This is a genomic window from Bacillus sp. F9_6S_D1_P_5 (assembly GCF_054823925.1).
This window is the reverse complement of record NZ_JBTREW010000015.1, coordinates 1-25,709: the sequence shown is the minus strand read 5'-3', so window position 1 is coordinate 25,709 and position 25,709 is coordinate 1. Positions and strand designations below refer to the sequence as shown.

The following is a 25,709-nucleotide window of genomic DNA, read 5'->3' as shown; positions in this document are numbered from 1 at the left end:
GCGTGATAAAGTGAAATTATAGTCAATTAAGCAAAATATAAATTACTTAATGGAATATATATGTTACAATAAGGGCAGAGGAGGAACATGAATGGCTGTAAGTAAAATAAAAGTCGCGCGTGTTCAGTTAGATTTAACACAGCAACAATTAGCAGAAAAAGTAGGCGTTACAAGGCAAACGATTAGTTTAATTGAGAAGGGGAAATACAATCCGTCTTTAGATTTATGTTTAAAAATTTGTTATGCGGTAGATAAAACATTGAATGATTTATTTTGGGAGGAAGAGGAGTGAGGGGATGAGGATTGTGAAAGATGAACGTTTAATGATTGAGGGGCTAAAACATATTAGACTTGTTTTCATCTTACAAAATATCGTCATACTAGGTATTGTTTTTTATCGCTACGTTTTGCAAGATGCAGGATATGAAAGTGTTTCAGATTTATTAATGGTATTTATGTGCGGGATAATAGTTATTAACTTTTTAAACTTAAAAAATTCGGTGGAAGTGTATGAGCATACAGGGGGAGTATCACACAGTTATTTCATGAAACTATTATTAATTCCTGTAGGTATTGTTATTGGGATTTTAGCTATTTGTATCGTTGTAACACCAGATATTTCGATAAAAGAAATTAGTATAACAGGACTTATTATGTTTGCTTGTTTTTTAGTTCCTGGTTTGTTTATATACATATATATGAAAAGAATAAAAAGTGAAGATTGAAGTATAAGAAAAGCTTTCCGATATTGCGGAAAGCTTTTCTTATATTTTTTTATATAGTACTTTATGAAGGCCAATCGGTTCAATTTCAAAGATTTTACCATATTCCTGGAAGCCTAAGTGCTTGTAATAGTCAGCTACAGTAATTCGGCCATTACACCATAATATATTTGCTTGGCGTTCTTGCAAGATTTGTTCCGCCTTCTGAATTAAGGAGCTTCCAGCACGTTTGTTTCGAAATTCAGGTAATGTGGCCATTCCTCGTAGACGATAATGAACACCTGCTAGTAAGTCAGGGTATAGTTCTTTTGAGAAGGAAGCGATACTAATCAGTTCATCGTTTATAAATGCGCCTAAGTGAAAGGTGTCTGTTTCATAATCGGAAGAGTATTTACAATCTGCTAATGTTTGATTCGGGCGTAAAATTTTTTGACGTAATACGTAAGTTTCAGATCCCTCAATATTTTTCACGGTAATCATATTAACATCCTTTCTTATAAGGCGTTTTCTGTTAATTGTATAAAGAAATAGGCAGGTGCGGCGAAAAGTCCGAGTATGCTAGCAGTTCCGAGAAGGAGTGAAAGTAAGAGGCAAGAGTATTTTATTCCATTCGATTTTTTCCATCCGTAACTGCAAATTTCAATGCTAACACCGATGAGAATAATGGCAATGAGTATTTCCGCTAATAATAAAAGAGCTAAAGTTACAATAGACATAATGTGATCCATCCCCATAATATGTGATAGTAACATTTTACCATATGAAATGAAAAAAATGCCCCTCAATTATGTGAGGGGCATTTTCTATTCTAATATGTTTTTTAGTGTATCGATATGTTCTTTTGAACCTGTTACAAGTAATGTATCACCGTGCTGTAGTCTCGTATCACCATGCGGAATTAATGCTTTATTCCCGCGATAAATTTGAATGACTAGTACATCGCCTAAAAACGGGAGGCGGCGAAGTGCCACGCCGTTATATTTATTGCTTCGTAGTTCAACTTCACGGACTGTTTCGTTTGCTGTTGTAATTAAGCGAACGAGACTTGGTTTATCAATAAGTGCACGTAATAGAATACGTGTAGAGTTAATTGTTGAGAACACAGCGATATGTTCTTGCGTTGCTTTTTCTTGTAGAAGAGGATCTTCTACACTTGCAATAACATGTTCAACACCTAGTTCTTTTGCGTGTTCTGCTAATAATAAGTTTTGCTCATCATCACTTGTTGCAACAACAACACGGTCTGCGTTAAATGCTGTTTGTTCAGTTAATGATGCGATTGTGATGTCGTCTAATTTTACGATAGGGAAGTCATGTGATGTCGCTTCCTCATCATTTATTTTATTTTGACGCATCATATAAAGTGTTACATCATAATCTTCTCGTTTTAAATCAAGTGATAACGGAAGGGTAATTCTGCTCGCGCCAATAATAGAAACTTTTGGTTTTGGTGTTTCTACTTTCGGGAACATCTTTTTAAATAATATAGGTGCAAAAATACAAGTAATAACTGCGCTTAAAATAAGTGAAGCAGATAAACTTGGACTGATGATCCCTAGTTTTTCACCAATTTGTGCAGCTGCAATAACTAAAGAAAGTGTCGATGTTAATAAGATGGCACTTCCTAGTACGATATTCCGTGGATACCATTTGCGTAAAACGAGTGATGGTAACAGCTTTGAAATAAAGAGTCCTACAATTAAAATTGGGATCATTAACATGCTAGAAGGTTCTTTAAAAATAGACCAAACCTCTAAATTTACACCAACCATTACGAAGAAAATAGGAATGAAGAAACCATATCCGATGGAATCAAGCTTTTCAACCATATCTTCATTTGGTGATAATAATGATACGAGTACCCCTGCTAAGAAGGCACCTAAAATATTTTCAGCTCCAACAGATTCAGATAACCCAACTAATATTAAGATGAGTGCAAAAACAGCTCGTGTATCAATTTGTACACTACCAGCTTTTAAGCTATCTAAGTATGGAATGTTTTTAAAGCGTTTTGCAACGAAGTAAATAACAATACCAGCGCCGAATAGAAGAAGAAGAAGCCACATGCTTTGGCCGCTTTCGGAATTTAATCCGACGAATACAGCGAGTAAAATCATTGTAACTAAATCTGCAATAACAGCGACTAATAAAATGATTTGTCCAATTGCCGTTTTTCCTAAGTTATTCTCTTTTAATGTTGGTACGACAACACCTAAAGAAATAGTTGAAATGATTAAAGTCATGAACATTGCATTATCTACAAATCCTAGCCATACGAATAGTAATGATAGGGCATAAGATAAGATGAAAATAAATAAGAAGATAATGCTTGCTGCTTGGAATGTGTTTGGTTCGTTTGTCGTATTCTTTTTCCCTTTTTGTTTAAAGATAGAAAAATCAATTTCTAAACCGCTTAAAAACATAAGGAAGATAAATCCTAGTGTCGATAAGACTTGAAGCCACATATCTGGCTCAATAATATTAAACCCACTTTTACCTACAAAGATTCCTGCAATGATTTCTGCAACAACGACAGGAAGTGCTTTTAATTTAAAGCGTTGTAACAAAAGGGGAACGAAAAACGCGATTGCAACGACAACCATAAGTGATAGAACAGAAGTGTGATGTTCCATTGCGTTCTCTCCCTTCAAATAAATATAGTACTTATTTAGCCATATAATAGGTAGAAAAGCAACGCATATGGATTCGATTTCATAAAGAAAGAGTTTTCTTAACATTTGTCATAATAAGTATATTTTTCATGATTCTGTTGTTAATTCCGTAAAGTGGATGTAATAGGGGAGGGAATAAAAAAAGACTGCTGAGAAACCTCAGCAGTCTTTTCATGTACATTACATTGAGAAGAAGATCCATACAGTTAAACCAACTGTTGCTGTTGCAACGAAGAAACTGTATATCATAGTAAGAATTTGAACTCTTCCTTCTCCTTCTTTTAAATGCATGAACATAATTAATTGTAACAACGCTTGCGCAACAGCCATTACGATAATAGTTGTTAAGATCGTTGAAAGTGGCAGGTTTGTATAAAGTGCCACATATAACGCTAGAAACGTTAGTGCAAGCGATAAAATAAATCCGAAAACGTGTGACCAAGGGAATCCGCTATGTGCGTGCCCGTTTGCTTGGTTGTTATTTTGACCCATTTACGCCACCATCCCGTTCAAGTAAACTAGTGTGTAAATAAAGACCCAAACAAGATCAAGGAAATGCCAGTATAAGCTGATAATGAATACTTTACGAGCTGTAACTGGTGTTAAACCTCGTTTTAAAATTTGGATAATAACACAAATTGCCCAAATGATACCGCCTGTTACGTGGGCTCCGTGCGTTCCAAGAAGAACGAAGAATGCAGATAGGAAAGCACTTGTTTGAATTGTTGCGCCTTCACCGATGTACAAAATGAACTCTTCGATTTCAAAGAATAGGAAACCTGCACCTAAAAGTAATGTAAGGATGAACCATCCAAGCATTGCTTTTTGATTGTGCTTACGCATTTCGTGAATTACAATACCACATGTGAAACTACTTGTTAAAAGTAGTAATGTTTGAATTAAAAGCGTTTTAAGTTCAAACAGTTGTGCTGGTGTTGGGCCATCTGCCGTACGACCAGCAAGTACTAGATAAGAGGCGAAAAGTGTTGCGAACAGCATAATTTCAGCCCCAAGAAAAATCCAGAATCCTAGGATATTCAATCTGCTTTGCTCGGATTGATATTCCAAAGGTAAGCTTTTATCTAAAGCCGCCATATCATTTCACCTCTCATGCTACATGTTCTGATTTTTTAATTTCATCAACACTGATATAGTAACCGTCATCGTAATCGAATGAACGATAGATTAAGCAAGCTAAAATACCAACGCCGCCGATTGCTGCAAGCCAGAACCAGCTAAATACTAATGCGAAACCTGCAAGACCGAAGAATAAAGACGCAATAATAGGCACACCAGAGTTACTTGGCATGTGAATTGGTTTAATATCTTCTGCTGCTGGTGTAACTGTTTCTCCGCGTTTTTTCATGTACCAGAAAGCATCAGCTTCTTTGATTTCAGGAAGTTGCGCGAAGTTGTAATGTTGTACAGGAGATTGAGTTGCCCATTCAAGTGTACGGCCATCCCATGGATCTCCAGTTGTGTCACGTTCACCGTGACGAGCACTCCAAATTACGTTGTAACAAAGAAGTAGGAAACCAATACCCATCATTACCGCACCAACAGATGCGATTTGGTTTAGCCATCCCCATCCAAGACTTTCAGAGTAAGTGTACATACGACGAGTCATACCGTCTAAACCTAAGAAGTACATTGGGAAGAAACAGATGTTGAATCCGCTCATAAAGATCCAGAATGTCCATTTACCTAGGCGTTCATTTAACATATGACCAGTCATTTTTGGATACCAGAATGTGAATCCAGCAAGCATAGCAAATACTGTACCTGCGATTAATACGTAGTGGAAGTGAGCGATTAGGAAGTAGCTGTTATGGTACTGATAATCAGCTGCTGCCATACCAAGCATAACCCCTGTAACCCCACCGACTACGAAGTTTGGAATAAATGCCAATGACCAAAGCATTGGAACTGTAAAACGAATACGTCCTTTATACAGTGTAAACAACCAGTTAAAGATCTTAACACCGGTTGGAATCGAAATCGCCATTGTCGAAATCGAGAAGAATGAGTTAACCGCTGGACCTGCACCCATCGTGAAGAAGTGGTGAAGCCATACGACGAAACTTAGTAAAGAAATTGCAACCATTGAGTATACCATCGCACTGTAACCGAATAGACGTTTACGTGAGAATGTACTAATGATTTCAGAGAAAATACCGAATGCCGGTAAAATAACGATATATACTTCAGGGTGACCCCATACCCAGAATAGGTTGGCCCATAACATCGGCATACCGCCGCTCGCCATCGTAAAGAAGTGAGCATCGAATAGACGGTCAAATGTCATTAATGCAAGAGCAACTGTTAATACTGGGAAAGCGAAAATAATGATAATTGTTGTAATTAAGATTGACCAAGTAAACATTGGCATTCTCATTAAAGTCATACCAGGTGTACGCATTTTTAAGATAGTAACTAGGAAGTTAATACCTGTCATTAACGTACCGAGACCTGAAATCTGTAATGCAATTGCGTAGTAGTTATTTCCTACACCAGAAGTAAACTCTGTACCTGCCATTGGGAAGTAAGAAGTCCACCCAGCGTCTGGAGAACCACCGATTACGAAAGCGATGTTGAATAACATTGCTCCGACAAAGAATAACCAGAAACTTAAAGCATTTAAGAACGGATATGCAACGTCACGAGCCCCAATTTGTAATGGTACTACAAGGTTCATTAATCCCATAACGAATGGCATCGCCATGAAAAGAATCATAACTGTACCGTGTGTTGTGAAGATTCCGTTATAGTGTTCAGCGTTTAAATAAGTTGTTTCTGGGAATGTTAACTGTGCACGGATCATTAAACCGTCCATACCACCACGGAATAACATAATAACCGCAGAGATAATATACATGGCCCCAATCTTTTTATGGTCAACAGTTGTTAACCATTCGTCCCAAAGCCATTTCCATTTTTTATACTTTGTTAGTACGAAAATGATTGCTAATGTCACAAGAACGATAGAAGCGTCTGCACCGTAAATAATCGGGTCACCTGTGACAAAGAATTCATCAAGCTTCACTGTGTTCACTCCAATCTGTTGGAATTATAGCTATTATTTTTTGTTTTTGTAGTAGTTGTAATCACAATATTCAAGTGATTTTGGATCTACATAACTTAAGTGATGACTAGAGAATGTCATACGACCAACTACACCAGGTTTAACAATTTCGTTGTACTTATCTTCTGTTAGTTTAGGAGCAGTTTGTTGTACTTCTTTAACCCACTTGTCATATTTCTCTTTAGTTTTTGCTTCAACTTCGAACTCCATGTGAGTGAATCCTTCACCAGAGAAGTTCGCGCTACGGCCTAGGTAAGAACCTGGCTTATCAGCTTGTAAATAAAGGTCCATAATCATGCCATCCATAGTGTACTTCATACCACCAAGTTCTGGTACCCAGAAAGCATTCATTGGGCCGACAGAAGTCAGTTTGAATTGAATTGGTACACCAGCTGGGATGTTTAAATAGTTAACGGTTTCAATTTTTTCCTCTGGGTAACTGAATAACCATTTCCAGTTTGCAGATGTAACATAAATCTCCACTGGTTTAATATGTTTGGACTCTTTCGGAACCTCTTCCGAAGCATAAGTTGCTTTTACTGTTGGAATCGATAATGCGATAACGATAATAACAGGAACAAGCGTCCAAATGATTTCTAATAATGTGTTACCGTGTTGTTCAGGTGGCTCATAGTCCATATTCTCTGGTTTTTCACGATAACGAATCAAGATGACTGTAAACAAGATGAATACAATTGCGATAATTAATGACATAAGCAAGAATGACCAAACAATTAAATCATACTGTGCTTTTGCAACAGGTCCTTGCGGATTTAATACTGCGAGTTTCTTATCACAGCCACCGAGGAACAGAAGTAATGATAACGGAAGAAGCGAAGCCAGCTTCCAAAACGTTTTCTTTAGTTGCACGATTGAAAATCTCCTTTCTCCTTGGATTGAAACTATGCCAATAAAACAATATAAACCTATTAATTTATAGATGGCAATAGTTTTTGTGATATTGTTAAAAAATAGACACAAATGCACACTTTTTAAGGTGAATATCATTTGTAACTTGATTACATTGTAAACTATTTTCCAGAGAAAAACGTGATTGTGAAAATTTTAAGATAAATAAAGTTATACCAAGATATCCAAGAAATAGAAAAAAACTATCTTATCATAAGAAAGATAGCTGAATATTTTGTATATTTAGTTTACCTCTTTTTTTAGACTTATTTGTTGTTCAAATGTGACAAATTTTTTATATTTAACTTGTTATAACATGTAATAAATAATCATAAATGGAATACCGCAATAAGGAGCAATCCTCTGATCTGGAATGAAAGCTAAACCGACAAATGTGAACAATAATTCACAGAATCTTTCTAGCAAACTAGTAAGAAGAAAGGTACAATGATAAGAGGTATGTCTGTAAAATAATCATTAATGGAGTTTTGTTTAAAATGAAAAAGTTAAAATATCTTTTTGTTTTTGGAATTATATTTGCCGCCGCGTTTTTTATAGCGAAAGATAAAATAATACAAAAGGCGCAAGTGTTCCGTTTAGAGTATCTATCTGAAATGAAAGAAGCGACTATGATTGAAAATGTTCCGTTTATAAAGCAATTACCAGAATTACCTCGTGGATGTGAGGTTACAAGTTTGGCTATGTTGCTGCAATACAATGGTATACAAGTAGATAAGATGCAACTTGCTAGCGAAATTCATCGTGTTCCATTTGAACAAAATGGTTTACGTGGAAATCCTTATGAGGGGTTTGTTGGAAATATTTACACGAAGGCAGAGCCAGGATATGGTGTATATAATCAACCTATTTTTAAGTTAGCAGAAAAATATGTTCCTGAAAAAGTAGTTAATTTAACAGGCAGAGACGTGCAAGATATGTATAAAGTAGTTAGTGCTGGTTCGCCAGTATGGGTCATTATTAATACAACGTTTAAACCACTAGCTGAGAGTAGTTTTGAAACATGGAATACAAGCTCTGGCGAAGTGAAAATTACATATTTTGAGCATAGTGTAGTTGTAATTGGATATGATCAAAACTTTGTGTATGTAAATGATCCTTTGAAAAATAATCCGCGTTTGGCTGTTCCTCGAGTAGAATTTGAGAAAGCTTGGGAGCAAATGGGGAAACAAGCAATTACTATTTTATAGTACTGAAAAAGTCATCTTTTTGATGGCTTTTTATTTTTAAGTTATTATAACGGAAAATTCAGAAGATTCTTTTAAAAGTTAACAATTCACGTTATAATAACATTTAACTTGGTGAAGAAGGGGCGAAGAGAAATGGATGTAGCGAAGGAACTCGTCGTATCGAAAAATCAATTGATTGAGTGGAGAAGGCATTTTCATAAGTATCCAGAGTTATCTTTTCAAGAAGAAAAAACGTCACAGTTTGTATTCGATATACTGCGGAAAATCACATATTTAGAAGTGTCACGACCTACTAAATATAGTGTAATGGCAAGGTTAATTGGTAAGAAACCTGGTAAAACCATCGCGGTTCGAGCTGACATGGATGCTCTTCCTATTCATGAAGAGAATGAGTTTGACTTTATTTCTACAGAACCAGGTGTGATGCATGCATGTGGCCATGATGGGCATATAGCGATATTACTTGGAGTTGTACATAAGTTAGTAGAGGCAAGAGAGAAAGTTGAAGGAGAGATTCGTTTTCTCTTCCAACATGCAGAAGAAAACTTTCCTGGCGGTGCAGAGGAAATGGTTGCAGCGGGTGTAATGGAAGGTGTGGATTATATTATTGGTGCTCACCTTTGGGCATCGTTACAGGTTGGTAAAATAGGTGTAATTTATGGTCCTGCAATGGCTGCCCCAGATGTGTTTAAAATTACAATAGAAGGAAAAGGTGGACATGCTGGGATCCCTCATGAAACTGTTGATAGTATTACAATCGGTACACAAGTCGTTTCGCAACTTCAACAAATTGTATCTCGCCTCACGAATCCGTTAGACTCTCTTGTAGTATCTGTTACGCAATTTCATGCTGGGACAACCCATAATGTGATTCCAGAACAAGCAAAGATTGAAGGGACAGTGCGGAGTTTAAAACATGAGTTGCGAGAAGAAACAGAGAAAAGGATTGAACGGATTGTGAAGCATGTGACGGAGGCTTACGGGGCGAAATATACGTTTTCTTATGAATATGGATATCGACCGGTAGTAAATGATTATGAAGTTACAGAGGTTATTGAGCAAACAGCATTACAACTTTATGGTCGGGAAGGAGTTACTCGTTTACAGCCGACGATGGCTGGGGAAGATTTTTCAGCGTTTTTACAAAAGGTTCCAGGGACATTCTTTTTTATCGGAGCAGGAAATAAAGAGAAAGGAATTATATATCCTCACCACCACCCTCGTTTTACGATTGATGAAGATGCATTACCAATTGGCGTGGAAATCTTTGTATCATCCATTATGAATTTTATAAGTAAAGGAGAATGAGATGAAGAAAATACACGTATTAGCGCTTATTCCAGTTTTTTGTTTAGTTATTGGACCTGTATTTGCTAATTCAGTTACTCCTTACGTACTAGGGATGCCATTTTTATTATTTTGGGTATTATTATCGGTGCTCATTACGTCTCTTTGTATGGGTCTTGTGTACGTATTTGATCCTGCGAATAAGGGGGATGTAAAATGACCGCATTACTTATCATTATTTTATTTTTGTTTCTCGCACTATTTTTAGGAATTCGGGCACAACATGGAAAAGATATGAATTTAGAGCAATGGTCAGTTGGAGGAAGAGGATTTGGCACTATTTTTGTTTTTCTTCTTATGGCAGGTGAAATTTATACGACATTCACATTTTTAGGCGGAAGTGGATGGGCGTATAGTAAGGGAGCACCTACTTTTTATATTTTAGGTTATGGTGCATTAGCTTATATTTTATCTTACTTTTTATTGCCGCCAGTTTGGAAGTATGCGAAAGAGCATAATCTTGTTTCGCAGCCAGATTTTTTTGTGAAGAAATATAAGAGTCATACACTTGGTATTATCGTTTCTATCATTGGGGTTATTTCGATTATCCCATATCTTGTTTTACAGTTAAAAGGATTAGGCATTATCGTTTCGGAAGCGTCTTACGGAAGGGTATCGCCAGTTATTGCCGTATGGATTGGTGCAATTGTCATAACGATATATGTAATGGTTTCAGGTATACACGGCTCTGCTTGGACAGCGGCTTTAAAGGATATTATGATCCTGTTTATCGTTATGTTTTTAGGTATATATTTACCGTACCATTATTATGGAGGATTTCAGCCGATGTTCGAAGCTGTAGAAGCAGCAAAACCAGGATTTTTATCTTTACCTGATGAAGGAATGAGTATTTCTTGGTTTATTTCTACTATTGTATTAACGGCTCTCGGTTTCTATATGTGGCCCCATACATTCGCTTCTGCTTTCTCTGCAAAAAATGAAAAAGTATTTCGTAAAAATGCGGCCATTATGCCACTTTATTCTTTAGTTTTACTTTTCGTATTCTTTGCGGGTTTTGCTGCTATCTTGCAAGTTCCAGGATTAAAGGGAGGGGATGTAGACCTTTCGTTATTCCGTCTCGCCCTTCAAACTTTTGATCCGTGGTTTATTGGGATTATTGGTAGTGCTGGCGTTTTAACCGCATTAGTTCCGGGTTCCATGCTTGTTATGGCGGCATCTACTTTGTTAGCAAAAAACATTTACCGAACAATGGTCCCATCTGCTTCAGATAGACAAGTTGCTAAAGCTGCAAAATTATTTGTACCTGTAGTAACGCTTGTTGCAGTGTTGTTTACATTTAAAGGTGGAGAAACAATAGGGGCACTTCTTTTAATGGGGTATAGTATAGTGACGCAACTTTTCCCTGCCCTTGTATGTAGTTTGTTTCCGAGTCAAGTTGTTACGAAACAAGGGGCAATTGCAGGAATGGGAATTGGGTTGTTAGTGGTCGCATATATTACTTTATCTGGTTCAACTTTAGCTACGATGTTTCCGGGGTTCCCTCAATATATAAAAGATTTAAATGTAGGAATAGTCGCATTGTTAATGAATATGCTTGTGATGTTTATCGTTAGTGGATTCACGAAAAACGTGTCTATAAAAGCAGACAATATAATAGTAGAAAAGTAATCCGTGAACTAGAGCTATCTTTGAAAAGAGATAGCTCTTTTTTTGTATATATTTTCTTCTATTAGCGGAATCTAACTAAAAACTTGTTGAAAAGGAAGTTAGGTGGGGACTTGTTAGAGCTAAAAGGTAACTTATTTGAAGTTATGAAAGAAATTAGGGATGAGTTAGGTTCGCCTAATGATTTAACAATTAGGGAAGTTGCCCTTGCTGGTAGTTTTACACGCTGTGCTGTTATTTTTTTATGTGGGTTAACAGATAAGGATAATGTTTATAAATATGTAGTTCGTACACTCCAATATGAAGAAATACAAAAAGAAGCAGTTGTCGTTCAGACGTTATTAGATCGTTTTATTTCTATTGCGGAAGTTGGTAAGAAGACAACGTTTCCGGATATTATAAATGCGATTTTAGCGGGAGATACGGTTATATTAATTGATAACATTCAAACCGCTATCGTGATTAATAGTAGAGCTTGGGAAAAAAGAAGTTTAGAACCGCCAGTAACAGAAGATTTAATACGTGGACCGAGGGTCGGATTAAATGAAGATATTAACGTAAATAAAATGTTAATTCGCCGTAGTTTACGTGACCCAAAGCTGAGATTTCAATCTTATATTATGGGAAAGAGATCCCAAAAAGAAGTGACGTTAGTATATATAGAAGACATTATTAATCCTTACATTGTAAAAGAGCTAGATCGGCGTCTTCAATCAATAGAGACAGATGTCGTTTTTGAGACTGGTACGATTGAGCAATTAATTCAAGATAATAATTTGTCACCGTTTCCGCAGTTTTTGAATACGGAAAGGCCTGATAATATTGTGGCCTCATTAGCGAAAGGAAAGGCAGCTATTTTGGTGGATGGATCACCTTTTGCCCTTATAGCTCCGCTAGTATTTGTTGATATTTTTCAATCTGTGGAAGATCACTATGAGCGTTGGGTAATAGGGACTTTATTAAGAATTTTGCGGATGGGTTCTGGTATAGTTGCAATTTTAATGCCGGCGATGTATGTAGCGCTCGTCTCATATCACCAAGGACTTATTCCTTCTAAATTGGCTTATTCAATTGCTGGGGCAAGGGAAGGTGTTCCGTTTCCCGCCTATATAGAAACGTTAATGATGGCATTAACGATGGAGTTAATACGAGAAGCAGGAATTAGGTTGCCGAAACCGATGGGACAAACAATTGGGATTGTAGGTGGTCTTGTAATTGGAGAAGCGGCGGTGAATGCAGGAATTGTAAATCCATTTTTAGTTATCATTATTGCGGTTACAGCTATTGCTACCTTCTCTCTCCCTGTATATAGCATTACGATTACGTTTCGTATTTTACTTTTCGTCTTTGTATTAGCAGCGACAGCTTTTGGGTTGTATGGAATCATTCTAGCTCTTATTGCACTTGCTATTCATATTACAAATTTAACAAGTGTTGGTGTACCGTATACGACTCCAATTGCACCTGCATTTTATAAAGATTGGAAAGAAGAGTTTATTCGTATGCCAAAATCGATGTTGAAAGATAGACCAGAATATTTACAAACGAAAGATTCTACAATACGTCCAAAGGAGCGAAAATAATTGAAACCATTTGAGTATGGCGATGAAGAGATTGGATCTCGGGAAATTGGGTTTGCGGTATCATCGACCATTATTGGTATAGGAGCATTGTCTATGCCACGAGATATTGCTAATCAAACTTTATTTTCGGACGGTTGGATTATTTTACTTTTGGGTGGATTAGTATGTGCAGTTTTAGGTTGGTTTGTAACGAGGGTAGCTATTTTATTCCCGAAACAAAACTTTGTTCAATATACAAGTGCGCATTTGACAAAGCCTGTTGCATACACAATTAGTAGCATTTTAGTATTAACGTTTGCTGCTTTGACAGCATATGAATCGAGAATGATTTCAATTATTTCTCAAACGTATTTATTTAGTGAGACACCGATACAACTACTGTCTTTCTTCTTCTTACTAGTTGTTATTTACGGAATAGCAGGATCAAGAGCGGCCTTATTAAGGTTAAATGTTCTATTTTTACCTATTGTTTTAATTGCTATAGTGCTTCTTTCTTTATTGAATATAAATTTAATGGAAATAAGCAATTTATTTCCAGCTTTTCAAACGGAAGTAAGTCAGTACGCTGTTGGGGTTAAAAATTCTATATTCACATTTATTGGATTTGAGGTAGCTCTGTTTTATGCTGTGTTGTTGAATGATAAGACAGCGAAAAAGGCACCAATGGCAGTTGCAAAAGCCGTGATAGTAAATGTGCTCTCATACATTTTAATTTATGTAACTTGTATTAGTGTTTTTACGTATATGACAACTCGTGGATTGACATATCCAACAATTGAATTAGGGAAAGAAATTGAAATTGGTGGAGGTTTTTTAGAAAGGTTTGATGCAATTTTTTTTACGACTTGGATTATTACTATTTATAACACTACAGCAATGTATTATGACGTCGCATCTTTATTATTTTGTGCCATGTTTCCGAAAGTGAAGAAACATATTTTTATTTTCGGAAGCGCGCCTCTGATTTTTATGCTGAATATGCTCCCTGGTAATTTAGATACGTTATCAAGTTACGGAACGTATTTAGCGTGGATAGATATGGGGTTTGTCGTATTAGCTCCTTTGCTAGTTTTTATTGTATATAAAATAAAAAGAAGGAATGGTAGAAATGAAAAACCTTCTTAAAATTATAATGGTTATGGTTTTAGCTGGATTTATAAGTGGGTGTTCTGAACTAGAAGAAATAGAAGAAAGAGGATTTGTAGTAGGCGCAGCTTACGATATTGTGAAGAAAAAGAAATCAAATCCGATTATGAAAGGGACGTATCAGATGGTGCTTCCCAGTAAGTTAGCACAACAAGGTGGACAGGACGATGGAGATAGTGAAAATTATATTAACGTAAGTGCGAAAGCAGATAGCGTCTTTGAGCAAATAAGAATAATTGCTAAAAAAATTAGTCGAACATTATTTTTTCCACATATACAAGTCATTATTTTTTCGGATGAATTACTAGCGAATCCGTATGTTTTGCAAAATACGTTAGATGTATATTTTCGTGATCATGAAATGAGAAGAAATATTCGTTTGTTCGTTTCCAAGAAAAATGCAGAATCTATTTTAAAACAGAGCGCCAAACCTGAAAACTTACCGGCGCAGTACATTGATATGTTAGCTGAACATCCTCCGAAAAACGCTCAAATGATTGAGGCGGCGAGAATTGGTGAGGTACAAGGGAAAATGATCGCGGATCGAAGTTTTGCATTACCTCTCTTAGGATTAACTAAACAAGGGGTACAAATGGAAGGAGCGGCATTGATCCGTGGAAAGGATAATAAGTGCGTTGGAACTTTGAGTGGAGAACAAACATTAGGAATGAACTATGTAATAGGTAAAAAAATTGGAGGTTTCTTTACTGTTCGTAAAAAGAATCAGCTCATTACATATGAAATTCATAAGTTGCGCCGAAAGATCCAGGTGTCTACTGAAAATGCTACAAAACCGAAGTTTGATATTCAATTGTCCACAGAAGGCATATTAGCTGAGTTACATTTTAATGAACCGAAACAAGTGATGAATGAAAAGCTTTTAAAGAAAGAGATTTCAAAGGAAATGAAGAAGCGTATTGAAAAGTCTATACAGCTTGTTCAAAAAAAATATAAGGTAGATGTATTGGAATTAGGAGAGGCATATAAGAGGCATAATTATAAAGAGTGGAAGAAAATTAGTAAGAATTGGGATCAAGGTCAGAATTATTTTAGTAATGCTGAAATTAATGTTCATGTTGATCCGACAATTGAACATTCAGGCTCAGCTTTACCGAAGAAAGTGAAGTAAGGTGATGGAAGTTGTTTACTGGATTAGGAATTAGTTGCACGATATTAATGGCGGTTCTTCCGGGAGCCATATACTTTATTCATAAGAAGCTCACAGTGTATGGAGCGCAGCCTTGGAATACTAATGCGAAAAAAAAGAAACCCGAATAAATTCAGGTTTCTTTCGTGCAAAGCAAATGTGAAGGGGGATACCTTCTATGTATGCTTTGCTTATACAAGCCCTAACCAATGTACCAATTGTGTAGAGAGGAATGTCACAACAATAGCGATAACGGTAGGGATTGCAAACGATAAGAATGTCCATTTGGCACTTTTTGTTTCTTTATATATGTTAACCAGTGTTGTTCCACATGGGAAATGAAGAAGTGAGAACAACATTGTGTTTAACGCTGTTAACCAAGTCCAGCCATTTTCTAAGAATAGATTTTTAATTTGATTAAAATCATCTATTTCGGTTAAAGCTCCAGTTGATAAATAAGACATTAATAAAATCGGGATAACAATTTCATTCGCTGGTAGTCCAAGAATGAACGCAGCTAGAATAAAACCGTCAAGTCCTAACATTTTAGCAAATGGATCTAGGAAGTTTACAAAATACATAAGTAGGCTTGTGTCACCGATAAAAATATTAGCAAGTAACCAAGTTAATGCAGCCGCAGGGGCAGCAACAACGACAGCTCGCTTTAAAACGTAGACTGATTTATCAAGTGTTGCACGTATAATTGTATTCCAAACTTTTGGCTTGCGGTACGGTGGTAACTCAAGTGTGTAGTGAGTTGGAACACCTTTTAAAGCTGTTTTTGATAGTACCCAAGAAACGGTTAATGTCATAATAACACCAATTACAACCATCCCAACTACAACACCAGCAGTAACTAATGTTTGCATACTACCTGTATAACCAGCAGCCATAAATAATGAAGCCATTAAAATTAACATCGGCCAGCGACCGTTACAAGGAACGAAGTTGTTTGTTAAGATTGCAAGCATACGTTCACGTGGTGATTCAATAATACGCGTTGACATGATGGCTGCTGCGTTACAACCAAAGCCCATTGCCATTGTTAAAGATTGTTTGCCATGTGCACCAGAGCGTTTAAATAAGCGGTCCATATTAAATGCAACGCGTGGTAAGTATCCGTAGTTTTCTAATAGTGCGAACATCGGGAAAAAGATGGCCATAGGTGGTAACATAACGCTAATAACAGCACCGATACCACGGAATAAGCCAAGTATTAAAATGCCATGTAACCATTCAGGTGCATGCGCTGCTTGGAACCAAGATGTTAAATATCCTTCGGCCCATCCGAAAAACTCAGCAATCATATCAGATGGTACGTTAGCACCGGCGATTGTAAGATAAAAAATGATAGATAAAATACCGAGCATAATTGGGAATCCCCAGATTGGAGATGTGAAAATTTTATCTAGTTTTTCGGAACGATACAATTTATCAGTATTTGTATATTGAACAGATTCTTTACATATGCTTGCAGATGTTCGGTAAATATCTCCGACAATATCATCTCGTATATCTTCTTTTGAAAGTGTTTGTGCATGTTGAATAATATAGTCCAATGGAAGAGCTTTACTGGCTGAGTGAGATTCCATTTATTACGACCTCCCTTACAAGTGGTTCGTTATGATGTTTTTGAAGTGTAGTTAAGAAATTTTTATCTCCATCTAATATACGTAACGCAATCCAACGTGCTGGATACGTATCGCCGAACACTTTATAAATTTGTGGTTCTAATTCCTGAATCATACTTTCGATTTTTTCGCTGTAAGAAATTTTAATTGGTGTTGGAATTAGCTTTTTGTTAGCTACTTTGGCAATGACATTTAGTAAATGACCGATACCTACTCGGTTACGAGCGGAAATCTTAACTACAGGTACACCGAGTGACTTTGCTAATTTCTTTTCATCAATAACGATGCCTTTTTTCTCAGCTTCATCAATTAAGTTAATACAAATGACTACGTTACTCGTCATCTCCATCACTTGGAGTGCTAAATTTAAATTTCTCTCCATAGCAGTTGCATCTATAACAACTACAGTTACTTCTGGTTTTTCAAATATAATATAATCCCTCGCTACTTCTTCATCCGCAGAATTTGAATATAGTGAGTAAGTTCCAGGTAAATCTATTAATGTATAGTTACTTCCGTTATGTTCATATTCCCCTTCAGCTTTTAAAACAGTTTTTCCTGTCCAGTTTCCGGTATGTTGTTTTAAGCCTGTTAACGTATTAAATAATGTACTTTTCCCGGTGTTCGGGTTGCCAGCTAAAGCAATACGATGTTTGCTCATCTGAAATCATCTCCTATTAATACCCCGAAAATAAGGGAACTTTCTTCCTTACGTAGTGCAATGGTTGTGTTGCTTACTTGATAAGCGACCGGATCTCCAAGTGGACTGCGCTGTAATACTTTAATTGTTGCCCCGGGGATGAATCCTAAATCTAATAAACGTCGTTTCATAGTTCCTTCTAATTGTATCTTCTCAATTTGTACAAACTCTCCTGTCTTGAATTCGGAAAGTGGTTTTGTATTAGCCGATACCATAAAAGTTACCTCATCTCTATATTGTTAGTTTAAGTTTAAAAAGTTTCCTTAGGTAAACTTTTTGTTAGTAATATAGTAGACTACATTGGATGATGCTGTCAATTGGTACTTTAAAAATATTCATTTATTTTTAGAATTGTTCCAATTTATTTAGTTGTACTAAAAAATATTACTGAAATTCTGTTTAATGTAAATAAAATAAGAGTGTAAAAATTGAAAAATACAATGGATTTGTAAATGTATTTTTAACTAAAAGGGGAAAAGAGTGAAAAACATTTACATTGAATTTACATTGTTAAGACTAAATTTACATTACTGCTTAATTAGTGTGGATTTTGTTGGATTCTTTAACTATAAATGTTGGGATTCCTAGCTTTTAAAGAGTATTATCGTCATTTACTTAAAATTAAAAATTGCTTAACACTCACATAATATTGTTGTCCTACAATGAATTTGTGTTCGAAAGAAAATGAATTCGAAAAGCGATAATCCAAATGGGGGTACAAGACATGGTTATGAAAAAAGGTATTAAATTTTCTTTAGCAGCTTTAGTGGTGGCAGGAGCGTTAGTTGGATGTGGGAAAGCAGAAGATACAGCTAGTAAAGAAACTGCTAAAGGAAGCGATAATACAAAACAAGAATTATCAGGTACGATTGCAGCAGCTGGTTCTACAGCTCTTCTACCTCTTGCGGAGGAAGCTGGAAAGAAATTCATGGAGAAAAATTCAAAAGTTTCTATTCAAGTACAAGGTGGCGGTAGTGGAACTGGGATTAACCAAGTAGCATCGGGTGCAGTACAAATTGGTAATTCAGATGTTCCATCAGGAGATAAAATAAAAGATGCTGAAAAAGCGAAAGAATTAGTAGATAACAAGGTTGCGGGTATTGCATTCGCACTTGTCGTAAATAAAGATGTAAAAGTTGATAACTTAACAGTGCAACAAGTACAAGATATCTTCACTGGAAAAGTAACAAACTGGAAAGAGGTAGGCGGGAAAGATGAAAAAATCAACGTAATTAACCGTCCGGCTTCATCTGGTACACGTGCTACATTTGAAAAGACAGTTATGAAAGAAGCAAAGATTAATGATGGAACTGGTACGACACAAGATTCTAACGGTGCAGTAGAGCAAGCGATTAACTCTACTCCAGGTTCAGTAAGTTATTTAGCGATGTCTTACATGGTTGGCGACAAAAAAGGTGCACTACAAACAGTGAAAATTGATGGTGCTGAACCAAAAGTTGAAAACATTTCGTCTGGTAAATATCCATTCTGGTCTTACGAGTACATGGTAACAAAAGGTGAAGCGAAAGAAGCAACGAAAGCTTACATTGATTATGTAAAAGGTAAAGACTTTGAAAAGCAAGTAGAAGATATGGGTTACATCCCAATGTCTAAATTAAATAAGTAATAAAGTTTATGGGGCTGGCTGCAAGGCCAGTCCTGTTCATTTCAATCTATGAAGTGGGGTCTGACCTGTGATGAAGGGGAAAAAACAAATTAATTACGTAAAAAGTGAATATATAGGAAGATCGCTTGTTACGTTTTGTGGTATTTTTATTGTTTTAATTACATTAGCTATTATTGCGTTTATTTGTGGTAAAGGTATTCAATCTTTTACACAAAGCGGTATTTCATTTACTGAGATGTTAACATCGACAAAATGGAATCCAAATGCTGACGAAGGAACCTTCGGGGCTTTGATTTTCATTGTAGGTTCAACAGTGGTTTCGTTAGGTGCGGTTATTATTAGTGCGCCAATTGCTATAGCTCTTGCTATATTCATGAATTTAATTTCGCCGAAGTTTGGAAATAAAGTATTGAAGCCTGTTTTAGAATTATTAGTTGGTATTCCTTCGGTTGTATACGGGTTATTAGGGGTTACGATTTTAGTGCCGCTATTACGTGATTCGTTTGGAGGAGTGGGCTTTAGTTTAATTGCAGGTATTGTTGTATTAAGTATTATGATTTTACCTACTATTGCTAGTATCGCTTCTGATGCAATACGCTCTGTTCCATTTGATTATTTAGAAGCTTCTTATGGTTTAGGGTCAACGAAATGGCAAGCGGTTAGCCGAGTGATTGTTCCTGCTGCGAAAAAAGGGATTTTAACAGGTATTGTTTTAGGTTTAGCGCGTGCTTTTGGTGAAGCATTAGCGGTTCAAATGGTAATCGGGAACACAATTAAATTACCAGAAGGAATATACAGTCCGACAGCAACGTTAACTGGTATTTTGACAATGGACATGACAAATACATTAAACGGAACTGCTTGGAACAATGCGCTATGGACTTTAGCGATGATTCTACTTGTTATTTCATTCCTGTTTATTTTAGTAATTCGAGCGATTGGGCAAAGAGGTGAGCGATAATAATGAATGCAAGAACGGTAAATAAAGTTTGGACAGGTATCTTTTATGCAGTTGCAGCTTTAGTTGTAGCTTTACTAGTATTCTTAGTGTTTGAAATTCTGCAAAAGGGATGGGGATTTTGGGATCCTAATTTCTTGTTTGGAGAACCAAGTAATACAAGAGCTGGTGGTGGGATTGGTCCACAGTTATTCAATTCCTTCTACATGCTTGTTATAACGCTTGTTATATCTATTCCTCTTGGTTTAGGTGCTGGAATATATTTAGCGGAGTACGCAAAACAAGGACGTTTTTTAAATTTTGTTCGTTTATGTATTGAGACAATGGCGTCTTTACCTTCGATTGTTGTTGGTTTATTCGGTTTGTTAGTGTTCGTTACTATGACAGGTTGGGGATACACAGTAATGGGTGGTGCCCTTGCGTTGACGATTCTAAACTTACCAGGTTTAACGCGTGTTTGTGAAAATGCGATTTCAGAAGTACCTTCTAATGTAAAAGAGGCGAGTCTCGGATTGGGCGCAACGAAGTGGCAAACGATCGCTCGTATTATTATCCCGTCGTCATTACCGCAAATTATTACAGGTATTATTTTAGCGGCGGGTCGTATATTCGGGGAAGCGGCTGCATTGATTTACACAGCGGGTTTAACATCTCCGATTTTAAATTCAGCAGCGGACTTCTCAAGTCCAGCGCATCCTTTAAATCCATTTAGACCGGCTGAAACGTTAGCGGTTCACATTTGGAAGTTAAATTCTGAAGGTGTTATTCCGGATGCGAAGTTGATTGCGACAAAATCTGCAGCTGTACTTATTATTATGGTGTTACTATTCAATGTTATTTCACGTTTAGTAGCATCTGTATTGCACAAACGTTTTACAGGAACGAAAAGAAAAAGTAAAACGACGAAGAAGGTAAAAGCAGCATAAATGATAAAAAAGAACTCTCTATTTATAAATAGGGAGTTCTTTTTGTATTTTAATATAGAAGGAATGGATGTAATGATTGTTGAATTTGTAATTGATTATATAGATAAATAGTGCGGATGAGAGGGGAAGTTAATTTGTTTTTTCTGCAAATGTCAGGTTTTCCTGGATCGGGAAAATCGACAGTTTCTAAGTATATAGCGAAGTTAACAGGTGCTGTAATTGTAGATCATGACGTTTTGAAATCGGCATTGTTACAATCGTTAGAAATGAAAGGGATTGAATCGACGGTTGTTGGAGGAGTATCATACGATGTTGAATGGGTTTTGATTGATTCTTATTTAGACCAAGGGCATAGTGTGATATTGGATAGTCCATGTTTATATGATGAGATGGTTGAAAAGGGAATGAAGCTGTCTAATAAACATGGTGTAAAATATAAATATATCGAATGCTATCTTAATGATATGGAAGAAATCAATAATAGGCTACAAACACGTAAGCGTATGGTCAGTCAGATTGGAAGAGTGGATTCGGAAGTAGCTTTTAAAAAGTGGTTAGATGGTAGTAAAAGACCTTTAAATAGTGAATATCTTATTGTAGATTCTAGTAAACCGCTAGAGTGGTATGCGGAAAAAATGATGGATTATATGAGTAGGTAGAGAAAAAAGCGTTATCTTCATGAATGAAGATAACGCTTTTCTTTTAAATATCAGGTGTTTCTGTAGAAGTATTTATTTTTCTGCGAGAGCGTCTTTTTCTCCCGATTTTATCTAATAGTTCATACATAACTGGAACGACTACTAATGTAAGAACGGTTGAGACTGCTAAACCACCGATGACAACGACGGCAAGGCTTTTTGATACCATGCTTCCTGCTTGAGATTGACCAAATAGGAGTGGTAGCATAGCAACGATTGTCGTTATAGCTGTCATAATAATTGGGCGTAATCTAGTGGATCCCGCTTCTAGTAAGGCTTCTCTTGTTTCCATTCCGTGTTCCCGATTTTGTTGCACTCTTTCTATTAATACAATAGCGTTTGTAACGACGATCCCGATTAACATTAATGCGCCAATTAAGGAATTTACATCAACAGGTGTTCCTGAAATGATTAATCCTAAAATACCGCCAACGGCAGCTAATGGCAAGGAGAACAAGATTGCAAAAGGAGCGCGCGCCTGTCCGAAGGTGATAACCATAATTAAATATACAATCCCGATTGCAATCCCCATTATTTTGAATAAATCTGTGAAGTTCTCTTGCATAGATTCAGTTGCACCTGCAATAGTTACTTTTGCGCCGCTAGGTAAATCTAAGTTAGCTATCGTTTCATTTACTTCTGCACTTACTTTACTTAAATCTTCATTTGAGGCCTCGGCAGTAATTTGAATCGTTTCTTTTCCGTCTTTATGGAAGACTTCTGTTTGGAGTTGCTTTTCTGAAATAGTTGCAATGTCTTTTAAAGGAATTGGTCCATTGATAGGTGATAGTATGTTTGTGTTTAAAATGTCTTCTTGTTTAGTAATGTTTTCTTTTTTGTGTTCTATTATAATAGTTGTTTTTTCATTATTGATTGAAACTTCACCAATAGGTGATTTCTTCATAAGGAAGGTTACTTGTTGTGCTACTAATTCTGGTGTTAATCCCAGTTGTTCGGCCTTTGTTTGATCAACGTGGATTTGCCATTCTTTCTTAGAGTCTTCTAAATTCGTTTTTACTTTAGAGAGAGCAGGCATATCTTTTAGTTTTGTTTCGACGATAGTAGCAGCCTTTTTTAAATTCGTTTCGTTAGTGGCTGTTACGTTAAATTGCAAATTGTTGCCGCCATCAGAGCTTGAATAACTCGTTTTTATATAATCAAGTTCAGCGGGCTCAAAAGTTTTATGTTCTTTTTTTAACTCTTTAATATATTGATCAATATCAGAGCCTTTCTTGAAGACTACAAATATACTGGCAAGATTATTTTTTGTCGTTTGCCCCCATTGTGCATCTTCTGCGCTAGATCCCATTCGCAAAATAACATCCGTTACATCCGAATTAGAAAGTAATTTCTTTTCGAAATCGAAGGCTTTTTGTTTTTGTGTTTCAGGAGCGTAATCAGCTGGGAAAGTCATGTTAATAGATAACATTGTGTCGTCTTCAGATTTTATGTTCGCTTTCGGTAGTAATATATAGGTAGCAATTGATCCTGCGAATAATAAAAAGGCGGTAAGTAGAATAATGAATTTATGCGAAAGAGCCCACTTTAATGTAGCGACATATCGTGGTGAAGAACTGGGCTTTCGATGTTTTGTTTTTTTGAGCAGTAAAAAAGCCATAAGTGGAACAACTGTTAGTGCGACGATTAAGGATGATAGTATAGAATATACAACTGCTAGTACCATAGGTAACATTAATTTTCCAATTACTCCTGATACGAGGCCGATAGGTAAGAAAACAGCGACTGTTGTTAAAGTAGAAGAAGTAATTGCGACGGCGACCTCTTTCGTTGCATGGAGAATAATATCTTTAGAGAAAGATTCTTTTTGTAAACGACGGAAAATATTCTCAATGACAACGATGCTATCATCGACGAGACGTCCAACTGCAACAGCTAAACCACCAAGTGTTAGTGTGTTAAGTGTGATGTTAGATTGGTGTAGTAAAAAGAGTGTTAATAAAATAGATAATGGAATACTGATAACAGCTATGAGAGTTGTTCGGAAGTTACGTAAAAAGATTAAGATAATTAGAGTTGCAGCAATTGCTCCAAGGATTACTTCTTTTCCCATACTAGTAACAGCATTTTCAACTTGCTCATGAGTTGATGCTAAAAGTTTAATAGAAAACTGATCTTTATATTGTTTACTTATATCTTTGATTTTTTTATCGATTTCTTTTCCGATTGCAACCGCATTTTTACTTGGCTCTTTCATGATGATTAATCCGGTTCCTTCTTCTCCGTTTATATGTGAGATTGTATCGTAGTGTTGTTTAAGTTCAATTTGAGCAACATCTTGCAATTTTACTTGAGGTGCAACGGTAATGTTTTTAATATCATCTACATTTTTTATATCTCCAATGACGCGAAGGTTATATTCTTCTTTATTAACGGTAACGGCTCCAGCCGGAGTGGACGTTTCTTTTCCTTGTAAAACTTTTAATATTTGCTCTGTTGTTACGTTTTTATCTTTTAATTGGTTTGGGTCTAGTATGATAGATAATTCAGAGGCTGATTTTCCGAAAAACATAACGTTGGCAACACCATCAATGCTTTCGAGTTGTGGTACGATTTCTTTTTCGATTTGTTTTTCATCTGCTTTTGAAAATCCGTTTTGCTTCTGGATAGCAATTTGGGCGAGTGGGATCATAGAAGTATTTAATTGGCTAACTATGGGTTTAGTTGCATCTTTAGGTAATTTAATTGTATTAATGGCCTTTTCGACTTCGCGTGCTGCGTCTTTCATATTTGCTTTGGATGTATACGCGATATCGATGCGTGATAATCCCTCGTGCGTAGAAGAGGTGATGCTATCGATATGTTCTAAATTGCGAAATTGTTTTTCGAGAGGATCAGTTACTTCTTTCGTCATCGCTTCAGCGTCGAGTCCTTGAGTTAAGGTGGTGACAGTGACTGCTGGATTATCGATGCTTGGTAAAAATTCCATAGGTAATTTAGAGCCGGAATAAACGCCGAGTATGGAAATGAGAAAAACCATGATGATAACAGCGGCGCGGTTTTTTAATGAAAACTTTGTTAACCTATCCATAAAGTAATTCCTCCATTGGTTTATTTATAGTTGAGTACGTCCTTTCTTACTATATAACAAAAAATGGATGTTTTTCATTAATTAAATGTAAAAAAATTCTAACAATAATCTCAAGTTAATGTTTTTGTGGGAATTTTATTATGTATTCTGCTATTCGCTGGACGATAAGACTCTTATCTCAAAATTCAGTTGGAGTCGAGCTACTTATAAAAACAACCGATTCGTCCATCTAATAGTTTGTATGTATCTCTTATAGAGAGGTAAATGATCGGGGGCTTTAATATAGAAGAGAATGAAAATCCAGGAAAGGGTTACGAAATACAGTTTGGTTAATTAGAGTGTATTGATATATAATTTCAATAGTGGTTTTCCGTAGTGGGGTGTCTTTATATAGAAGAAAGTAGGGTGGATATTTTTTTATGTTTTTTTAAAAAAACACTTGTTATTTTAAAATCATGATGGTATATTAATAAACGTCGCTGATGCGGAAACGCAGAAAACGACAAAAAAGAAATTTTAAAACGTAGTTGACATCGAAAAATGAAGATGTTAATATGATGAAGTCGCTTCTGAGCGGCAGACAAGTTCTTTGAAAACTGAACGAAACAAACAACGTGAAACGTCAATTTTTATTTTTAGATGCTAGACAAACTAACTTTATTGGAGAGTTTGATCCTG

The 25,709-nt window shown here is 36.2% G+C and carries 24 protein-coding genes and 1 pseudogene; 13 read left to right on the top strand and 12 right to left on the bottom strand.

Annotated elements, in window-relative coordinates:
- Nucleotides 1-91: 91 nt before the first annotated feature.
- Both ACUXEY_RS18565 and ACUXEY_RS18560 read left to right on the top strand, forming a co-directional pair.
- Nucleotides 92-292: a helix-turn-helix transcriptional regulator gene (locus ACUXEY_RS18565; RefSeq protein WP_000301181.1), complete on the top strand. Its 201-nt coding sequence runs from the start codon at nucleotides 92-94 to the stop codon at nucleotides 290-292.
- 4 nt (nucleotides 293-296) lie between these two features.
- Nucleotides 297-725 carry a hypothetical protein gene (locus ACUXEY_RS18560; protein ID WP_461301288.1) on the top strand — a complete coding sequence of 143 codons (429 nt, stop codon included), beginning with the start codon at nucleotides 297-299 and terminating at the stop codon, nucleotides 723-725.
- Nucleotides 726-764: 39 nt separating this feature from the next.
- Here ACUXEY_RS18560 and ACUXEY_RS18555 read toward each other — a convergent pair whose 3' ends face one another.
- From ACUXEY_RS18555 to ACUXEY_RS18520, 8 genes and pseudogenes are all read right to left on the bottom strand, one after another.
- A complete protein-coding gene (locus tag ACUXEY_RS18555) occupies nucleotides 765-1,202 on the bottom strand; it encodes a GNAT family N-acetyltransferase (RefSeq protein WP_461301287.1) in 438 nt (145 codons plus the stop codon).
- Between the two features lie 14 nt (nucleotides 1,203-1,216).
- The gene (locus tag ACUXEY_RS18550) at nucleotides 1,217-1,474 is read right to left on the bottom strand and encodes a DUF4022 family protein (protein WP_144615855.1); all 258 of its coding nucleotides are present in this window, start codon (nucleotides 1,472-1,474) and stop codon (nucleotides 1,217-1,219) included.
- 51 nt (nucleotides 1,475-1,525) lie between these two features.
- Complete coding sequence (locus tag ACUXEY_RS18545) at nucleotides 1,526-3,355, bottom strand: monovalent cation:proton antiporter family protein (protein ID WP_429601950.1); 1,830 nt, start codon at nucleotides 3,353-3,355, stop codon at nucleotides 1,526-1,528.
- A 219-nt stretch (nucleotides 3,356-3,574) separates the two neighbouring features.
- Complete coding sequence (gene qoxD / locus ACUXEY_RS18540; RefSeq protein ID WP_000531382.1) at nucleotides 3,575-3,886, bottom strand: cytochrome aa3 quinol oxidase subunit IV; 312 nt, start codon at nucleotides 3,884-3,886, stop codon at nucleotides 3,575-3,577.
- Nucleotides 3,887-4,489, bottom strand: a complete 603-nt coding sequence (gene qoxC, locus ACUXEY_RS18535) for a cytochrome aa3 quinol oxidase subunit III (protein ID WP_048527847.1) — start codon at nucleotides 4,487-4,489, stop codon at nucleotides 3,887-3,889.
- A 13-nt stretch (nucleotides 4,490-4,502) separates the two neighbouring features.
- Nucleotides 4,503-6,437, bottom strand: a complete 1,935-nt coding sequence (gene qoxB, locus ACUXEY_RS18530; RefSeq protein ID WP_048527848.1) for a cytochrome aa3 quinol oxidase subunit I — start codon at nucleotides 6,435-6,437, stop codon at nucleotides 4,503-4,505.
- Nucleotides 6,438-6,470: 33 nt separating this feature from the next.
- On the bottom strand, nucleotides 6,471-7,346 hold the full coding sequence (locus ACUXEY_RS18525; RefSeq protein ID WP_048527849.1) for a cytochrome aa3 quinol oxidase subunit II: 876 nt from the start codon (nucleotides 7,344-7,346) through the stop codon (nucleotides 6,471-6,473).
- 282 nt (nucleotides 7,347-7,628) lie between these two features.
- Nucleotides 7,629-7,781 (bottom strand): annotated as a pseudogene (locus tag ACUXEY_RS18520) (amino acid permease); the annotation flags it as partial.
- A 101-nt stretch (nucleotides 7,782-7,882) separates the two neighbouring features.
- On the opposite strand from ACUXEY_RS18520, the gene ACUXEY_RS18515 reads away from it, so the two are divergent.
- The 7 genes from ACUXEY_RS18515 to gerLC all read left to right on the top strand — a co-directional run bounded on the left by ACUXEY_RS18515 (nucleotide 7,883) and on the right by gerLC (nucleotide 15,424).
- Nucleotides 7,883-8,593, top strand: coding sequence for a C39 family peptidase (locus tag ACUXEY_RS18515; protein WP_461301286.1), 711 nt, complete (start codon nucleotides 7,883-7,885; stop codon nucleotides 8,591-8,593).
- 132 nt (nucleotides 8,594-8,725) lie between these two features.
- On the top strand, nucleotides 8,726-9,901 hold the full coding sequence (locus ACUXEY_RS18510; RefSeq protein ID WP_461301285.1) for an amidohydrolase: 1,176 nt from the start codon (nucleotides 8,726-8,728) through the stop codon (nucleotides 9,899-9,901).
- Nucleotide 9,902: 1 nt separating this feature from the next.
- Entirely contained in the window at nucleotides 9,903-10,100 is a 198-nt protein-coding gene (locus ACUXEY_RS18505) for a DUF3311 domain-containing protein (protein WP_087983279.1), read from the top strand.
- On the top strand, nucleotides 10,097-11,569 hold the full coding sequence (locus ACUXEY_RS18500) for a sodium:solute symporter family protein (RefSeq protein ID WP_461301284.1): 1,473 nt from the start codon (nucleotides 10,097-10,099) through the stop codon (nucleotides 11,567-11,569). Before ACUXEY_RS18505 ends, ACUXEY_RS18500 begins: the two co-directional genes overlap by 4 nt.
- Before the next feature lie 143 nt (nucleotides 11,570-11,712).
- Complete coding sequence (gene gerLA, locus ACUXEY_RS18495; protein ID WP_461301324.1) at nucleotides 11,713-13,149, top strand: spore germination protein GerLA; 1,437 nt, start codon at nucleotides 11,713-11,715, stop codon at nucleotides 13,147-13,149.
- Nucleotides 13,150-14,274, top strand: a complete 1,125-nt coding sequence (gerLB, locus tag ACUXEY_RS18490; protein ID WP_429601940.1) for a spore germination protein GerLB — start codon at nucleotides 13,150-13,152, stop codon at nucleotides 14,272-14,274.
- Entirely contained in the window at nucleotides 14,258-15,424 is a 1,167-nt protein-coding gene (gerLC, locus tag ACUXEY_RS18485; RefSeq protein ID WP_461301283.1) for a spore germination protein GerLC, read from the top strand. The genes gerLB and gerLC overlap by 17 nt, the downstream gene beginning before the upstream one ends.
- A 209-nt stretch (nucleotides 15,425-15,633) precedes the next feature.
- On the opposite strand, the gene ACUXEY_RS18480 is transcribed toward gerLC, so the two are convergent.
- From ACUXEY_RS18480 to ACUXEY_RS18470, 3 genes are read right to left on the bottom strand one after another with little or no spacing between them, the layout of a single operon-like run.
- On the bottom strand, nucleotides 15,634-17,034 hold the full coding sequence (locus ACUXEY_RS18480; RefSeq protein WP_461301282.1) for a nucleoside recognition domain-containing protein: 1,401 nt from the start codon (nucleotides 17,032-17,034) through the stop codon (nucleotides 15,634-15,636).
- Nucleotides 17,012-17,734, bottom strand: coding sequence for a FeoB small GTPase domain-containing protein (locus ACUXEY_RS18475; protein WP_429606475.1), 723 nt, complete (start codon nucleotides 17,732-17,734; stop codon nucleotides 17,012-17,014). The genes ACUXEY_RS18480 and ACUXEY_RS18475 overlap by 23 nt, the downstream gene beginning before the upstream one ends.
- Nucleotides 17,731-17,988 (bottom strand): FeoA family protein, encoded by a 258-nt coding sequence (locus tag ACUXEY_RS18470; RefSeq protein WP_000252989.1) that lies wholly within the window; start codon nucleotides 17,986-17,988, stop codon nucleotides 17,731-17,733. The genes ACUXEY_RS18475 and ACUXEY_RS18470 overlap by 4 nt, the downstream gene beginning before the upstream one ends.
- 509 nt (nucleotides 17,989-18,497) lie before the next feature.
- On the opposite strand from ACUXEY_RS18470, the gene ACUXEY_RS18465 reads away from it, so the two are divergent.
- From ACUXEY_RS18465 to ACUXEY_RS18450, 4 genes are all read left to right on the top strand, one after another.
- The gene (locus ACUXEY_RS18465; RefSeq protein WP_000245105.1) at nucleotides 18,498-19,400 is read left to right on the top strand and encodes a phosphate ABC transporter substrate-binding protein PstS family protein; all 903 of its coding nucleotides are present in this window, start codon (nucleotides 18,498-18,500) and stop codon (nucleotides 19,398-19,400) included.
- Nucleotides 19,401-19,470: 70 nt separating this feature from the next.
- Nucleotides 19,471-20,361 (top strand): phosphate ABC transporter permease subunit PstC, encoded by an 891-nt coding sequence (pstC, locus tag ACUXEY_RS18460; protein WP_000676674.1) that lies wholly within the window; start codon nucleotides 19,471-19,473, stop codon nucleotides 20,359-20,361.
- 2 nt (nucleotides 20,362-20,363) lie between these two features.
- Nucleotides 20,364-21,284, top strand: coding sequence for a phosphate ABC transporter permease PstA (gene pstA, locus ACUXEY_RS18455; RefSeq protein WP_166705237.1), 921 nt, complete (start codon nucleotides 20,364-20,366; stop codon nucleotides 21,282-21,284).
- 134 nt (nucleotides 21,285-21,418) lie between these two features.
- Nucleotides 21,419-21,943 (top strand): P-loop nucleotide/nucleoside kinase family protein, encoded by a 525-nt coding sequence (locus ACUXEY_RS18450; protein ID WP_166705236.1) that lies wholly within the window; start codon nucleotides 21,419-21,421, stop codon nucleotides 21,941-21,943.
- Nucleotides 21,944-21,986: 43 nt separating this feature from the next.
- On the opposite strand, the gene ACUXEY_RS18445 is transcribed toward ACUXEY_RS18450, so the two are convergent.
- Nucleotides 21,987-25,031 carry an efflux RND transporter permease subunit gene (locus tag ACUXEY_RS18445; RefSeq protein WP_461301281.1) on the bottom strand — a complete coding sequence of 1,015 codons (3,045 nt, stop codon included), beginning with the start codon at nucleotides 25,029-25,031 and terminating at the stop codon, nucleotides 21,987-21,989.
- Nucleotides 25,032-25,709 lie beyond the last annotated feature (678 nt).